Source organism: Cytophagia bacterium CHB2 (genome assembly GCA_030263535.1).
Classification (GTDB): Bacteria; Zhuqueibacterota; Zhuqueibacteria; order Zhuqueibacterales; family Zhuqueibacteraceae; genus Coneutiohabitans.
Genome location: SZPB01000124.1, coordinates 1 through 15,683, shown reverse-complemented (window position 1 = coordinate 15,683; position 15,683 = coordinate 1). Strand labels below are relative to the sequence as shown.

Here is a 15,683-nt window from a genome sequence, read left to right as displayed (position 1 = left end):
ATGTTAAGCTTTGACTTTTGACAGACAATTGCTTCGTGCCAGGCTCACGCTCGGCTTAAGTTGCGCAAGAGCTGAGCCGGCAGCATGATTATGGCTCGCAGAAATTCAAATACGCCTTCCACGACCATGCCGAGCAGGCGGAACGGCAGCAAGATCAGCCAGACAAGCGGAAATTCCGCGGGAAAACGCATCATATCCACCTGGCCCGCGGCGCGTGAAAATTTATTGATATCGTCGAACAGCCCTTGTATGTCGGTGAACAATTCTGTGATGCCCGTCTTTTCTGCGGGAAAGTGGCCGGCGAGCAGATCGATAGAGACAGGGAGATTGCGCTGGGGGACGCGAATATCATGCTCGGGAAAGATGATGCGATACAAATTGGGATGCGGGACAAATTCAACATCGCTTATTTCCGGAAAGCCGGGAATGAGATTGTGTATGCCGCCGCGTTCGCCGAAGGTGGTGGAATGCAACGACACATCAAATTCAAAACCGCCGGGCCGGTCGTGTTTTTCAAGCACCAACGGCTGGAAGCCCTGGCGGGCGAACGCTGCGGCGCAGCTCAGTCCGCCGAGTCCCGAGCCGATGATGGTGGCGTCAAATTCATTGTCACTTTTTTGCGCGCCAGCGCCTCGTGGCAAAATGCTCCAATCCAGAGCGAGAGTGGAAACGCCGGCGATCAGTGTTTTGATGAAATCGCTTCTTTTAATCTCATCGTTCAACATAAATCATCCATCCCGTTTCAAGCTTTTTGCTATCTTATTTTGTAAAAAACGTAAGGCGCGATCGTGGTCCAAATCAGCACGAGCAGCCACACGCGGCCGGCAGCAATATTGTAATCCTGCAGCAACTTGCTCCACGGATGGCCCGCTACAAAATGGCCGAAGAGAAATTCAAAGGCAATCGTCATCGCCAGCCAAATGAAACCGACGGTCCAGGCTTGTTGGGCTGAGGCCAGCGGCCAGAGACGGCTCAATGCCCAAATCACCACGCCGAGCAGGATAATGCCGGTGAGCGTGGAAAGCTGATGCGCGCGCAAATCGCCGAGGCTGTTCTTGTAAACGGCCTCGCGGAGGGCGCCGTTGATGATGGCAGCGATCATCAAAACAAACCAGACGAGAGTGTAGCGGCGTAGCATTGATTTTCTCCTTGAATCGTTGGTGTTAATCAAATCGCAGGCATAAAGCGGTTACTCATCCCGTTCATACCATTGCAGAATGCGCAGCGCGCGCAGGGTATTCCAGCGGCTGGGCTTTCCGAACTGTTCCATTTCAAAAAAATTCTGCCGGGATGTTTGCTCTGCAAAACCCACGTGCCGTCCGCGCAGCGTTTCTTTTTGATGATGGCAATGGCCTCGTCCAGACGAGAATCGCGGAGCAGATTGCAGGCCTGAAAATAATCCAACGCCCGCATGATGTCATAGCGCCAGCGCGGCGGGAACGAGAACCGCGTCATTTTCGGATCAACAACGCGCCGGTTCGATGCGACCGAAAGAGCTTGTGCACCAGCACAAACTCAACGCCGCGCTCCTGGCTTTCAGTCACAATTTAAGAAGGATGGCGCTTTTGGTATTCTCGCAAGCCTTCCCGCACGCTGATCGTCGTATGAAATGAGCTGTGCGCCGAGCCCTCATAGGATCGGCAATTCCAGCCGCCGTCCGGCATTTGTTGCAAGAGAAGATGCTTAACCATTTTTTTTAACACGCGCATCAGGAAAATCGAAATAGGCCAGAATTGCCAGCACCATGCCGGTGATGCAGGTTTCACTGTGTTGCATCGCAGCAAAAAGATTGCTGTCACCGTCATGATAGCATCCTTCGTCCAGGAGCAGCTTGCAGGCTTTGAAGGCTTGCGGATGATCCGACGGCAATCCGAACTGGCGTAGCAAGAGCATGGCGTAAGTTGTCGAAATCCACTTGGGCCTATAGAGGCCGCCGCCCCACATGCCCGATGCAGTTTGACGCGCCAAGAGCCGCGCGCCCCAGCCTTCCCAAGCAATCTTCTTGCGTTCTCGCAAGAATTTGGCCTCATCGGCGCCACACAGATCGCGCAGGGTTTGCCAGCGAATCGCCGGATCGCCTGCGAGCAGCCAGTCTGTAGTTGAGTCTCCTGCTTTCATTTCGTTGCTATGGTCAAATACAGATCAACCATCATATCCTGTTCAGGCACCGGCAAATCGTGCACTTTTTCAAGCTCATGCGTGTTGCGCCAGTGGTACGGAAATGATCAAGCCAATGGCAATCCAAACCCAAACGCCAATCTTATCAAAAACCCCCGCATAAAGAATATAGCCGATGACGAACACAAAGAATGCCCAAATCAGCGTATGGGCGAGCCGAACCAGAAAAAGCCTGCGGCCATTGTCCTGTGTTGATTCCATATGTTTTTCTCGCGAGGCATTCTTCCGTTTTAATTGCGACCGCATCGACTTGTGAGCACGCCTTGAGAGTAGCCTGTCCTTACTTCTTGCGGAACCCGCCGGAGAACCCGCCCAGCAGAACGAGGGCGATGGCGAAAACAGTTCCGCTCTGCATGGGAGTGATCGTCTTGGTAAGCAACAGCGCAGCGAGAATGACACAGACTGTCAAGAACACAAAACTTGCGGTTTTACCTTTCATGGTTTGCTCCTTTTAAGTTCTTCCAAGCGTTTCAACAATTCATTTCGAACAAATAGTGAATTAACAATAATCTGCCATTGAACACAACTCTAAGCGCGCCGTAGGGCGAGGGCGACATATCTCTGAGTTCATCACAGCTTTTCAATTCCACCGCGCAGCTTTCAGGGCCAAGTTCGTTTGCCGAAGATTCAAAGATGGTGGGTGAACATGTAGACTTTGGCCTCAACGGCGCGCCAGGCATATTCACCAGGAATGTATTCGATAAACCCTCGCTGTGGCAGCTCGTACATTTTGATGCGCATGCCTTCCGCGAAGCGCGCTTTGACCCAGTTCAATTTCCGTTGATAGCCCTCAGTTTTGGGTTTGCTCATGTAGCAAAAGAAACCCTTCGCAGCGACGTTTTCGGTGGTTACATCGATCAGTTTCGTGCGTGTTTTTGTAGGCATGGCGCAGTCTCTGTTTCGATAAAACTATGCGCGCTCGGCAGAGTTGCTCTCACCCATTTCAATGCCCATTCTCTGCATGTCTCGCAGCATTCGCCTCGGTTCGACAAAATGCGCCTGCGTCCACATGCCGGGCTTCCGGCCGGAGCCGTCCAAATACTGCAAGAGCGTTGCGACGACAGGAATAGCAGTGAAAACATAACCATCGGCATGTGACAAAATCAGATTGCGCGAGAGGGCCTTGCCATTTTTCATCCCCGAGGCTTCGACCTTCAAGCGCGTGCCAAAGGGCGGTTTGGAGAAATTTCGCAGACCCCAACCCAAAACTTTGGCGAGCGGCTTGACGCTGCGCTTGCCGAACAACTTGTACAACGGCCAGATGAACGGAAAGACGAGCCAGTCAACAAACCAGTTGAAACCGCCAACATAAAAGCCGGTTTCTTGCAGGCCGGGATACATTGCGGGCAAGCTGTTGATTTCCTCAATCGGCATCGGCACACAGTAGCTTCTGCCAAACGGTTCGCCGAAGTCCATCCCAATCGTATCGAACATGCCGAGCCACCGCACCTTTTGCCATTTGCTGTTTTTGAAAACGGCGCCGGAGAAATGATTCATGAATTCGATCAACTCCGCGCATGTCTCATCGCCCAGCGACAAATCCCGCCAGTTGATTTTGATAACGCTGCCGACACGCGCCATTTGAAGCCGGTCAAATCTTTCGGCGATATGGCGGATCATGACCGCCGGCAGTCCGGGATGAAAACCGCCGTCGGTGATGAAGCAAAGCCCGGCCGATCGAATGTCATTCTCAATAGATTTTAAGTAGCCGATTTTGGCATGGGAGAATTGAATGTCAAAGAAATCGCATTGCGAGGCCAGCGCTGCTTCTGCGATCGGCCGCGTGAACTGCGTTGTGCTCGAAGCCACAATCACCATATCCGCATCGGCAAAGACGCGTTTGAGGCTCTCCACTTCAGCCGCGTTGGCAAACGCGCCGGCAACACGCCGGCTCTGTGATTGCTCGTTCAACTCACGCGCAAGCTGCTCAGCTTTGGTTTTGTTTCTGCCCGCGAGTACCAACGCGCAATTGGTTTCCTGCAGCAGATATTTCGCAATGAGGCTGCCGGTGTTGCCATAGCCGCCGAGAATGACGATTTTTTTATCGTTCATCTTCTACACAAGATACGGAATGAACTTTTTCGTTGTCCGGGAATACGTGGCATATGCTTCGCCGAACCTCGCGAGATTCTCCTTCTCTTCCGCCGCAACGAATCTGAAGAAGCCGTGTGAGCTGGGCCAGCGCAACGAGCGCCGGGAGAAAAACGCCAGGCCTAAGGTTCCGATTATGAAAAGTAATACTTCAGTCATTTGGGGGCTCCTACTCTGCTTTGGTTGAAGCAGGCGGCGACGGCCGCCTTGGCCACAGCATGGGGGTCCTGGCTTTATATGCCAAGTAAGAGGCGCCGAAACGAATCTCCAGCTCGCGCTCCTCGAACACTCTGAGAAGATACAGCCAGGCCGGTATGACCAGAACAATCATCCATAAGATGAAAAGCAGGGATTGGAGCCAGAGTCCGACGGAAATCAAAAACGCGATTGTGCTGAGCACCATCGGGTTGCGCGTCCAAGCGTACATCCAACTCACGGTCAGACGCTTGCTGAGCGCAACGGCGAACGGCGCGCCATGGCCTCCGAAAGCAAGATTCAACACCGTGAGGGTCATCACGGCACCGGTCACAACCATCAGCACCCAGCCGATCTCGCGAGGCAATGGGATGATCCAACCCGGCCAAGCGCGTCCAACCTTGATCGCTGCGATAATGGCGGTGCCGAGCGATGGCACAATGGCATAATGAACGCCAGTCGTCACTGCTTTGGTGCGATCAGGTGTCGGCTTGGCATCGAGCAGACGACGGCCGATCCAGGTAATGGGAAACATGACGGCGACGCCACCAATGATCATGATGACGGTCACCGCCGGCTCCAGCTCGTTACGGTTCAACCAGGACCAGGCAGCGAGGATGACCGCAAACCCGAAGATGCGTGCGAGGTTCAGAACCCATGATTTCACCATGGAATTTCTCCAAAAACGATGCCGGACTGATACATGCATATCCGATTTTTTCCTCCACTTTCGATCGCCATCAAAAACGACGAACAGGCGCCACAGGAGAAATATGATCGCGGCTATTCCCCACGAACAGGTGATCGATTCCGGCTCAGGGCTTGATTCAAGTTGAATTCCGGCGGATTCGAACCAGATTTCGAATTCCCAGGATAAGCATGGCCAAACCGGCTATCACGGTGGTTGAAAGAAGGATGATATCCCGCGAATTGATGGTGTGAACCATGCTCGCTTCCAGTTTACGGAGTACCAATCCCATCATGACACTCCCAGAGATCAAAACACAGCCAATGATGGTGAACGCCGCGTATTTCCAAACTTCCATTGACGACTCTCCCCTGCTTCATGTCTGTTGAGTGAACCCATGCTCATACCTTTGCAGCTAAAATCGGTGTGGCTTTGTCCAGCCGCGCATTGAACAACACCGAGGCAACAAGCTCGACCAGAAATTCATAGATCATACCAAGTATGATCGTCAACACAAACATGCCGGCTCTGCTGTATTCCGCGCTGTCCGGCGCCATCAATCCGCTAAATAGGATTTTGCTTCCTGCGGGTGGGCTAATGCCCTCGCTGGCGAGCCAGACATTTCATTTTTTTCACAACACGGTTTGCCTCGATTCTGATTAAATTGCTGTGCGTTGCAAAATCAGCAACGAAAAATCATCATGCGCGTGTGCTTCACCGACGAACTTTTCGATTTCGGCGATGATCCTTGCGCCCATTTCGGCAGCGCGCAACCCTGCCAACGAACGCAGCAGGGCAAACAAGCGCTCTTCACCGAAAAAGTCACCGGCCTCGTTGCGCGCCTCTGTCAAACCATCGGAATAGATCAGCAGAGTCTCACCCTTCTGCAATTCAACTCTCTGCTCCACAAATGTCGCTTCAGGTGTGAGGCCCAAGGCTGTGGCGTGTTGCGCAATTTCTTCCAGCTTGAAATCGCTGAGGCGGAGCGGCGGCATGTGTCCGGCATTGAGCAAGCGCACGCTGCCGGAATCGGGCTGCAATTCCAGATACACCAGCGAAGCAAAACTGTCCGGCAAGCCATCACGCCGAAGAATCGCGTTCAACTTGGCGCCCAGCTCCGCCAGCGAGTCAAACTCCGCGGCCAGCGCACGCAGCGTGGCTTGCAGCTTCACCATCAGCAGCGCAGCTTTCAAACCTTTGCCAGCGACATCACCCAAAGCCAGGCCGTAGCGCGCATTCTGCAAATCGAGAAAATCCACAAAATCGCCGCTCACTTCATTCGCCGACTGCGCGATCATCCAGATCTCCCAGCCTGCCACCATCGGATTGCGCTTGGGCATGAGCGCGCGCTGCACCGCGCGGCCGGCAGCCAGCTCGCTTTGCGCGGTCATCTTATCCTTCAATTCGAGCATGAGCACGAAGAGCAGGAGAATGAAGCCGGCCTCGCTTGTGTCATTGGTAAACTGAAATCTGCTGTCTTCGTAACCGATGGTTCCGGATTGAATGATGAGAATACAGCTGAGTACCACCAGCACCCGCCGCACCGGCGTGAGCTTCAGAAAGAGGCTTTTGATCAGCCACCACGCCATGACGAAGAAGCGCTTGACCTTCCCCATTGCCTGCAGGCGGTTCTTGCGTTCTCGATCGAGATAGAATTCCTTGAGCTCGTTCCAATCCCGGCGCACCGTGCGGAAAAAATCACCGCGGCGGACATCCGTGAGCAAGAGTCTGCCCAGCTTGGGTTCGGCGGCGGTGTCCTGCGTTGCCATGGCAATTTTGAATCTTGATGAGAAGCTTGGCGCCGGCAAAGGCGAATATCATCGTGTGCTTGTTTCCGGTTCAACGGAATTGTTGTGATTGGCAAAGAGCCGACGCGAGAACGAAACGATCGCTTGCGACCAGCTTTCGAGCAGCGCATAAAAAGTCGGCACGATGACCAGCGTGAGAAAGGTCGCGATCGTCAAACCGAAGATAATCGCCACGCCGAGCGGGCCCCAGAAATCCGCGCTTTCTGCGCCAATGACGAAATGCAGCTCGCGCCAATTGAAATCGAAGCCAGTGGCCAACGGCAGTACGCCGAGCACGGTGGCGGCGGCGGTGAGCAACACCGGCCGCAGACGCACGCGGCCGGCTTCGACCAGCGCTTCTTCCAGTGGCATGCCTTGTTGCAGCTTCTGTTTGGCGAAATCGAGCAGCACAATGCCGTTGCGCACCACGATGCCGGCGAGCGCAATCACGCCCACGCCGGTCATGATCACGCTGAAGGGCAGGCGCGTCACCATCAAGCCGATCATCACGCCGATCAATGAAAGCAGCACGGAAAGCATGATCACAAACGGCACGCGAATGGAATTGAACTCCGACACCAGAATCAAAAACACCAGCAGCAACGTGATGACAAAGGCATCTTTGAGAAAGGCCTCGGCTTTCTTTTGTTCTTCATCCTTGCCGGTGAATTTGAGATCATAACCCGCGGGCAGCTCGAAGTTCGCGAGCCGGGCCTTCACGTCGTTGAGCACTTCAGAGGCGAGGCGGCCCTCGACTTCACCGCTAATGGTGATCACGCGCTTCATGTCCTTGCGGCGAATGTCGGTGATGGAAGACGTGCGGCGAATTTCGGCAACGGAGGTCAAGGGAAAGGAATAGCGCCTGCCTTCCATGTTCATGAAAGTGATATGAACATTTTCCAAATCTTCGACGTTGCGGCGCTGTGATTCGAGCGCGCGCACGCGAATCTTGTACTCGTCTTCGCCGACGCGATATTTGGACGCCTCGATGCCGTTGACTGCCGCGCGCACGGTGGCCGCGACTTGACGCGTGCTCGACCAGAGCCGCCCGGCTTTCTCGCGATCGACAATGACGACAACCTCCGGTTTGCCGATGTCGTAGTCGTCTTTCAAATCCACCAGATTCGGCACGGATTTGATTTTTTCTTTGATGCGACTGCTCAGCTCGGCGAGTTGGGCATAGTCCTCGCCCGAAATTTCCACACTCACCGGAGCGCCCACCGGCGGTCCCATCTCCTGTCGGTTCACGCGCACTTCAGCGCCGGCGAGGCCCGTGGTGCCGCGCCGGATTTCCTCGAGCGTGAGGAAACTGCTCTGCCGGCGCTGCAATTTTTCGTAAAAGTTGATCGCAATTTGCGCCTTGTTCGGCGTGCCCTGGCCGCCGAAATCAAACGGATCTTCCGAAGTGCCGGCGCTCGCCACCACAAACTCGATGTCTTTCCTGCCGTGAATCTGTGCCAGCCGTTCTTCGAGAGATTCCGCGATGCCGTTGGTCACGTCCAGCGAAGTGCCGGAAGGACTTTCCACCACGACGCGCACGAGAGAAGGCTCGACGTTCGGAAAAAACTCAACGCCGGTGTTGAACACACCGAACAGCAGGAAGACCAAAATCAGAAAAACCACAGAAGCCCCAATCGTAAGTCCCTTGCGTCGCAGCGTCCAATGCAAAGCCTTCACGTACTGCTGCTGCATGTAAGGGAAAAATTTTTCATCCACTTTGTGATAGAGAATCGTGAACGGGTTGTACTTTTTGTACCAATGCGGATGCTCGAGATTTTCACGCGCCTTGCGAATTTCCTTCTTGTAGTCGATCCACTGCGCGCCCTGCACCGGGCTGATGATGAAGGCCACCAGCAGCGAGGCGCCGAGCGTGACGATGAGTGTGATCGGCAAATACCACATGAAGTCGCCCACCACGCCGGGCCAGAACAGCAACGGAATGAAGCCCGACACGGTGGTCACCGTTGAGGTGATCACCGGCAGCGCCACTTCCGAGGTTGCGGCTTGCGCGGCTTCCACCGGACTTTGATGGTATTCCTGTTGATGGCGATAGATATTCTCGATCACCACGATCGCATCATCGACGAGAATGCCCAACACCAGCACCAGGGTGAACAGCACCACGAAATTGAGCGTGATGTTGAACGCCGCCAGCACGGTAAAGCCGATCAACATCGAAAACGGAATGGCGGTGGAGATCAGCAGGGAGTTCTTGAAGCCGAAAAACATGAAGAGGGTGATGACCACGAGAAACATGCCGGTAAAGATGCTGTTTTCCAGCTCGCGCACCAGGGTTCTGATGTTGCGGGATTGATCGTTGGAAACCTCGAGCTTGACGCCCGCCGGCAGATGCGCCTGCTCCGCCGCGAGAATGTCCTTCACTTGATCGGCAATGCGGATGAGATTTTCGCCGGCGCGCTTGCGCACGCCCAGCGTCACCACCTCGGTGCCGTTGAGGCGCGAATAGGTGAGACGATCTTCAAAGGAATAATCCACGGTGGCGACATCGCGCAGGTAGATGGCCTTGCCCTGGCGCACCTTGACGACGATGTCTTCCAGCGGCCGCACGTCCTTGAATTCGCCGGGCACGCGCACGGTGAAGTTCTTTTCTTTGGTGTCGATTGAGCCGCCGGGCAGAGAAATGTTTTCCGCGCGCACGGCATTGGCGACGTCGTCGAAACTGATTTCATACGCGGCGAGACGATAGATGTCGCAGTTGACCTGCACTTCCGGTTCCAGACCGCCGTTGATATCCGCGCGCAACACGCCGGGAATAGCTTCGATCTTGTCCTGCAAATCCTCGGCAATTTTCTTGAGCCGCACCAAACCCAGGCCGCCGCCGACGTTCACATACATGATCGGAAATTCACTGATGTTGATTTCCGAAACAATCGGATCGAGAATGTCATCGGGCAGCTCGGGCCGGGTGGAATTGACTTCATCGCGCACGCGGCGCAACGCATCGTCGATATCAATGCCGGTATTGAATTCAACGCGGATGGTGGAGAGCCCTTCTTTCGAAGCCGAGGTGATCTCTTTGACGTCTTTGAGCGATTTGAGATTGCGTTCCAGCGGCTGCGTGACCAGTCCTTCCACATCCGTCGGTGAAACGCCGATGTACGGCACCGAAACGATTACCAACGGAATGGTGATGTCCGGCGCCGCTTCACGCGGTAATGAAGTATAAGAATTCCAGCCGAGCAGGATGATGATCGCCATCAACACATAAACCGCGACGCGGTTCTTGACGGCGGTATTGGATAACCACATAGAAGTCTCACTTTATTCAACTTGAATCTGCACGTTGGTTCTTGCCATTTCTGCCCGCGATTGATAACGCAGGCGAAGAGGTGCAAGTCTCCTGACGACGACAATCCGACGGGTGGGAGGCGTAATCAGGTGAGCGTGTTTGCGTTCTGTTTATTCACTCAGAATCACCGGGCTGCCATTCACCAGTCGTTGAAAGCCCGAAACAATCACGCGCTCGCCAGGCGAGAGACCGGAAACGATCTCAACCAGGTTACCCTGGCGGCCGCCCAGCTTCACGCGACGTTCCTGCGCCGTGCCGCCGTTCTCCACATAGACAATGAGCTTGTCGCGATCCACTTGCAGCACGGTATTCTCGCTGAGTAACAGCGCATTGTCTTTCGATGCGAGAATGACACGCACTTTGGCCACCATCTCGGGTTTGAGCTTGCCGGCGCGATTGTCGAGATAGATTTCAACCGGCAGCGCGCGGTTGGTGGGTGACACGGTTTTGCCAACAAAAGAAATCTTTCCAGTGAGGGTGTCGCCGGGCACGGCATCGAGCGTCACGGTGACGGGCGTGCCGGGCGTGACGCTGCCGGCGTGCATCTCCGGAAGCTCGGCCAGAATTTTGACCACGTTGGTGTTGACGATATGCGCCATAGGCGCCGCTGGCGGCGCGAACTCGCCTTCATCCACCAGGCGATCATCCAGCACGCCGTTGATGGGGCTGCGGATTTGCGTGCGCTCCCAACGCGCTTTCATCAACTCGGCCTGCGCTTTCGCAGCATCGCGGTTGTATTCCGCGCTTTTGTATTGGATTTCACTGATCGATTGTTCGGTGAAGATCTTTTCCTGCTTTTCATAATTCAACTCTGCCAGCTTGTACTGCGCGTCTGCCGCGGCATAGCTGGCGCGCAAAACTTCGTCCTTGAGCACCGCAATGAGTTCACCCTTTTTGACGAACTCGCCCTTCTGCGCCCGCCATTCTTGTATCACACCGCCTTCTTCAGGACTGAGATATACGTCTTCAAACGCCTTGACGACGCCGGCCACTTGCAGAGTGGCGTCAAAGTGCACGGGTGTAAGCTCTTGCACGCGCACGGGCGCCGGTTGCATCTCGTTGTGCCCATTGCTGGCGTTGGCCAGCTCTGCGCCGCTGTTACGGCAGGCAGAGAGCTGAAAAAAAAGCAGCAGGAGCAGGCTGCTCAAGGGCAAAAGTATTTTTTTCATAAGGATCATCTCAGCATCATGTATTCTGTTTTGCCTCCGGACCATGCGGAAGTTAAAGCAGCAACGCATCTTGTCCATCGGCGTAGTATCGTGAAGGCAATATTATTTTTCACAAATCCCTGGAGCAGGAGGCTTGCTTCAAGCAGAAGTCAAAGTCAAATCAAAATAGCCGTTGGATAATCTGCAAGAATAGGCGCGCGGGCAATCGTCGATCGTTGGCGCTTGTCGAGGGCAGGCAAGTGAAAAGAGCAACGAACGGCAAAAAACAAATGCAGCAACAACAAAACAACCACAGCAACTTCTCAAATACGCCGGCAGGAGCGTTTTTTCAGCCACGTTTCGCCGCTTCAGTTCGGCAGTTTGCCGAGCGCCTTCCATACCCAACGATGAAACCGATGAAACGAAACAACCGGCTGGGCAAACATCAAAATACATTCACCCGGCACCACACGGATGCCGTGTTCTTCGCAAAAACGGATCGCCGCCTGTGATTCCGCGCCTTGTTGCATCCAGACGCGGCGAATGCCCGCGGCTGCCGCCTCACGCACGACTTTATCCGTTTCCTCCGGAGGCACAACGATTAACACGCCTTCAACCGGCTCCGGCAACGCGCTTAAGCTCGGAAAACAAGGTTCTCCCTCGATTTGATCTGCATGCGGATGAACGGGGAACACGCGATAGCCTTTCGCCTTAAGCGCCTGCAGCGCCATGTTCCCAAATTTTTTACCGCGCCGCGAGACGCCGACGAGGGCCAGTGTCCGTTGCGCGACGAAATCTTCAACAGCAGTTTTTGTTGCCATGCGGCACGTTTTGAATTTTGAGGCTCACCTGCACGAACGATTCAACACGGCTTGAGAGTGGCTTGATGCCAGATGCTCACGTCTCTGAGGCGTTCTTTTTCTCGCGGCCGAATTCCTTCATACGCTCGCCGAATTCGCGCAGGCGTTGCTCGACGCGATGATTGACTGTGCACTCGGGAAACTTGCCCTCTGCCCCGCGCACTCCGGCCGGTACACCGGTGAGAATTTCGATCCCTTCTGCGATCGAACGGACCGCCCAAATTGAGAATTTCTTCGCAGCAACGGCAGCCACCACGTCTTCACGCAGCATTAAATTCGAAACATTGCTCTGCGGAATCATCACGCCTTGTTCGCCGGTCAGGCCTTTTGCTTTGCACACATCGAAAAAGCCTTCGATTTTCTGATTCACGCCGCCAATAGCCTGCACTTCGCCGCGTTGATTCACGGAACCGGTGACCGCGATGCCCTGTTTGATGGGAATACCCGATAGCGCGGAAAGCAAGGCATACAATTCGGTCGAAGAAGCGCTATCGCCCTCAACGCCTTCATAACTTTGCTCGAAGACGATACGCGCGGAAAGCGTCAACGGCTTGTCCTGTGCAAACTGTTGTGTGAGAAAGCCGCTCAAAATCAATACGCCCTTGCTATGAATCGGCCCGCCCAATTCGACCTCGCGCTCGATGTCGAGCACACCGTCGCGCCCCGGGCCCACGCTGGCGGTAATGCGGCTCGGCTTGCCGAAGAAATAATCGCCCAGGCTGATCACCGAAAGCCCGTTCACTTGTCCAACCGTTTGGCCGGCGGTATCGATCAACAACGTGTCACGCTCGATCATTTCCTGCAAACGTTCTTCAATAAGATTGGAGCGGTAAATTTTGGCGTCGAGCGCCTTCTGCACATGAACCGCGCTAATGCGCGTGGCGCCTGCTTGCAACGCCCAAAAATTGGCTTCGCGGATGATGTCCGCCAACGCGCCAAAATGCGCAGACAGCTTTTCTTGATCCTCCGCCAAACGCGCGCTGTACTCCAACACTTTCGCCTTGGCCGTATTGTCGAGATGCTGCAATTTTTCCTTATCACAGAATGCCGGCAGGAAGGCAAGAATGTCGTGAATATTTTCTTCGCTGCTCGCCATGCGTGTATCAAAGTCCGCCTTCACTTTGAAAAGTTCGGGGAATTCTTCGTCATACGCATGCAAAAGATAGTAGAGCAGCGGCCGACCGACCAACACGACTTTGATATTGATGGGAACCGGCCGGGGACGAAGACTTTTCGTGGCCATGTACCCCAGGCGCTCGCCGATCTCCTCGATTTCGACTTCGCCGCTGCGCAAAGCGCGCTTCACGCCCTCCCAACTGAGCAGATTGCGCAAGACATCTTCCATCGGCATCACCAGATAACCGCCGTTAGCGCGATGAAATGAGCCAGGTTTGATCATGGTGAAATCCGTGTAGAGCGCGCCAAACTGAACTTCCTTTTCGACGCGGCCAAAAAGATTATTGTAGCTCGGATTGAACTCAACCACCACCGGCGCGCCCTTTTGCTCGCTGTTATCCACCAGCACATTGACTTGATATCTTCTGAAAGGCAGTTCGCGCAACCAGGGCGTCGCCACCGCGCCGCCTTCCGGAGAAGGGTTGGGAGAAGCGCCGGACTTGAAGGTTTCGATATTCTCCAGAATATCTTTTTGCACCGCGCGCAGATGTGAGATGACTACCGGCAAGTCCTGATACTTTTCATGCAATTCTTCCAAAAGTCCGCCAACAATGTAAAGTGCGACTTGTTGATCGAGTGCCTGCAATTTTTCCTGTGCGGCGCGCTCCAAATCACGAATCTGTTTCATCGTGGCTTTGAGCGCATCTTTCAACGTTTCATGGCGCCGCTGAAAATCCTCGCGGGTTTGCGCCGGTAAGGCTTGATAATCCGTGTCGCTCAACGGCTGGCCATTCATCATGGGAATCGTCGCCAAGCCGAACGGTGTGGCTTGCAGCATGAACCCGGCTTCGGCCGCTTGTGCATTGAGCTTTTCCAGCGCCTGCGCGCGTTGCTGATCCAGCGATTTGACCGTGGCATCGCGGCGATTGCTATACTCTTCGCTCTCAAACGCTTTGGGAATCTCGCGCCGCACATGCGCGATCACATTCTTCATGTCCTGCTGCAGTGCGCGCCCCCGGCCCGGCGGAAGCTGGCACATTTTGGGCTGATAGGAATCCTCAAAATCGTTGAGATAACACCAATCCGGCGGCGTGTCTTTCCGGCTAGCCAACTCTTCGAGAAAGGATTGCACCGCCGTCATCTTGCCGATCCCGGGAGGCCCGGCAACATAGATGTTGAAACCGCTGTTGCGGATTTCCAATCCGAATTGCAAGGCCGATACCGCGCGCTTTTGCCCGATGATGCTTTCGCGCGCCTTGCGTTGGGCGCCTTTCACGGAGTTTAATGTCTTGGGATCAAACGTGCGGCGCAGTTGTTCTGGAGAAAGTTTTGACATGATTACATTGCTTCGCGGATCATTACCAACATCATCTTGAATCTCTTGATTGCCCGCAGTGCGTGCGGTTGCTGCGCGGGCATGATCACCATCTCGCCTGCTTGCACGCGCAGTTTCTCACCAGCAATGGTCACTTCTGCTTCACCTTCGAGAAGCTGAACCAGGGCGTCATAGGGCGCGGTGTGTTCGCTCAAACCCTGGCTCTCGTCAAAAGCGAACAACGTCACGGTTCCGGCTTTGCCGGACATCACGGCCCGGCTCACGACGGCACCCTCTTGATAATCGACGAGCTTACTCACGGTGGCAACGTTGGCAATCCGTTTTTCCATGTTCATCCTTCGGTTCCGGCAAAGAGATCTGACATGTTCAGTGAAGGCGCGTGAGTGCGGGAGGCAAGACCCACATAGGTGCGCGCCAGGTTGTCCTTGCCAGCGCCCAAAACCGTGCTAACCAAGCCCAACGCCTCCGCCAAGTGCGGCGGCGGTATCTCTTTCATCAGGCGCATCCACAAGGCTTCTTCGAGAACGTTGAACGCGGTTTGCACCTCGCTGAGATCGAATCCCGCAGCAAAGCGTTCGTGGGCAATGATTTTTGCCTGCGCGCGCATGGGCGTGAGATTGCGCTCACGAATGCAGCGCGTCACCAAATCATAAAGCGCCTGCAATCGCTGTTGCGTTTGCTCATCGCCGATTTTCTCGTAGTTCTTCAAATGCGCACGCGCCATCGCGTAACGGGCTTCCGCCAGAATTTCACTCGCGTGGTTCTGCAAATACTGCGACATCGTTAAATGCATGTCTGTCATAAAATGTCGTCCAAAACACAGCATTATCCCAAAAACGTCTCGGCGAATTTCGACCAGGTGCGCTCATCCATTTCTTCGAGCTGGCCTTCGACGAGCTGCGCGATTTCAGTAATGGTCGAGGGATGGCCATTGCCGTTTTGCGGGGCGAGCAACTCGCGCATGCGTTTGATTT

The 15,683-nt window shown here is 54.6% G+C and carries 17 protein-coding genes; all 17 read right to left on the bottom strand.

From position 1 onward, the window contains the following. Nucleotides 1-44 precede the first annotated feature (44 nt). Complete coding sequence (locus tag FBQ85_13645) at nt 45-725, bottom strand: FAD-binding protein (protein ID MDL1876198.1); 681 nt, start codon at nt 723-725, stop codon at nt 45-47. Between the two features lie 29 nt (nt 726-754). Then, complete coding sequence (locus FBQ85_13640; protein MDL1876197.1) at nt 755-1,138, bottom strand: hypothetical protein; 384 nt, start codon at nt 1,136-1,138, stop codon at nt 755-757. 29 nt (nt 1,139-1,167) lie between these two features. Then, the gene (locus tag FBQ85_13635) at nt 1,168-1,455 is read right to left on the bottom strand and encodes a hypothetical protein (GenBank protein ID MDL1876196.1); all 288 of its coding nucleotides are present in this window, start codon (nt 1,453-1,455) and stop codon (nt 1,168-1,170) included. 228 nt (nt 1,456-1,683) lie between these two features. Then, nucleotides 1,684-2,118: a hypothetical protein gene (locus FBQ85_13630; GenBank protein MDL1876195.1), complete on the bottom strand. Its 435-nt coding sequence runs from the start codon at nt 2,116-2,118 to the stop codon at nt 1,684-1,686. A gap of 75 nt (nt 2,119-2,193) precedes the next feature. Further along, nucleotides 2,194-2,379: a hypothetical protein gene (locus FBQ85_13625; protein ID MDL1876194.1), complete on the bottom strand. Its 186-nt coding sequence runs from the start codon at nt 2,377-2,379 to the stop codon at nt 2,194-2,196. A gap of 426 nt (nt 2,380-2,805) precedes the next feature. Then, nucleotides 2,806-3,063, bottom strand: a complete 258-nt coding sequence (locus FBQ85_13620) for a hypothetical protein (GenBank protein ID MDL1876193.1) — start codon at nt 3,061-3,063, stop codon at nt 2,806-2,808. A gap of 24 nt (nt 3,064-3,087) precedes the next feature. Beyond that, entirely contained in the window at nt 3,088-4,230 is a 1,143-nt protein-coding gene (locus tag FBQ85_13615) for a hypothetical protein (protein MDL1876192.1), read from the bottom strand. Nucleotides 4,231-4,233: 3 nt separating this feature from the next. Continuing rightward, on the bottom strand, nt 4,234-4,428 hold the full coding sequence (locus tag FBQ85_13610; GenBank protein MDL1876191.1) for a hypothetical protein: 195 nt from the start codon (nt 4,426-4,428) through the stop codon (nt 4,234-4,236). A gap of 10 nt (nt 4,429-4,438) precedes the next feature. Next, nucleotides 4,439-5,173, bottom strand: a complete 735-nt coding sequence (locus FBQ85_13605; protein ID MDL1876190.1) for an isoprenylcysteine carboxylmethyltransferase family protein — start codon at nt 5,171-5,173, stop codon at nt 4,439-4,441. A 118-nt stretch (nt 5,174-5,291) separates the two neighbouring features. Next, nucleotides 5,292-5,510, bottom strand: a complete 219-nt coding sequence (locus tag FBQ85_13600; GenBank protein MDL1876189.1) for a hypothetical protein — start codon at nt 5,508-5,510, stop codon at nt 5,292-5,294. 301 nt (nt 5,511-5,811) lie between these two features. Then, on the bottom strand, nt 5,812-6,921 hold the full coding sequence (locus FBQ85_13595; protein MDL1876188.1) for a serine/threonine-protein phosphatase: 1,110 nt from the start codon (nt 6,919-6,921) through the stop codon (nt 5,812-5,814). A 48-nt stretch (nt 6,922-6,969) separates the two neighbouring features. Continuing rightward, the gene (locus FBQ85_13590) at nt 6,970-10,209 is read right to left on the bottom strand and encodes an efflux RND transporter permease subunit (protein ID MDL1876187.1); all 3,240 of its coding nucleotides are present in this window, start codon (nt 10,207-10,209) and stop codon (nt 6,970-6,972) included. 150 nt (nt 10,210-10,359) lie between these two features. Continuing rightward, nucleotides 10,360-11,496, bottom strand: a complete 1,137-nt coding sequence (locus FBQ85_13585; GenBank protein MDL1876186.1) for an efflux RND transporter periplasmic adaptor subunit — start codon at nt 11,494-11,496, stop codon at nt 10,360-10,362. Between the two features lie 269 nt (nt 11,497-11,765). Beyond that, nucleotides 11,766-12,218 (bottom strand): CoA-binding protein, encoded by a 453-nt coding sequence (locus tag FBQ85_13580; GenBank protein MDL1876185.1) that lies wholly within the window; start codon nt 12,216-12,218, stop codon nt 11,766-11,768. Nucleotides 12,219-12,294: 76 nt separating this feature from the next. Then, complete coding sequence (locus tag FBQ85_13575; GenBank protein MDL1876184.1) at nt 12,295-14,712, bottom strand: ATP-dependent protease; 2,418 nt, start codon at nt 14,710-14,712, stop codon at nt 12,295-12,297. Then, nucleotides 14,712-15,044: a cupin domain-containing protein gene (locus FBQ85_13570; GenBank protein ID MDL1876183.1), complete on the bottom strand. Its 333-nt coding sequence runs from the start codon at nt 15,042-15,044 to the stop codon at nt 14,712-14,714. The genes FBQ85_13575 and FBQ85_13570 overlap by 1 nt, the downstream gene beginning before the upstream one ends. Beyond that, nucleotides 15,041-15,511: a hypothetical protein gene (locus FBQ85_13565; protein ID MDL1876182.1), complete on the bottom strand. Its 471-nt coding sequence runs from the start codon at nt 15,509-15,511 to the stop codon at nt 15,041-15,043. Before FBQ85_13565 ends, FBQ85_13570 begins: the two co-directional genes overlap by 4 nt. Between the last annotated feature and the right edge of the window lie 172 nt (nt 15,512-15,683).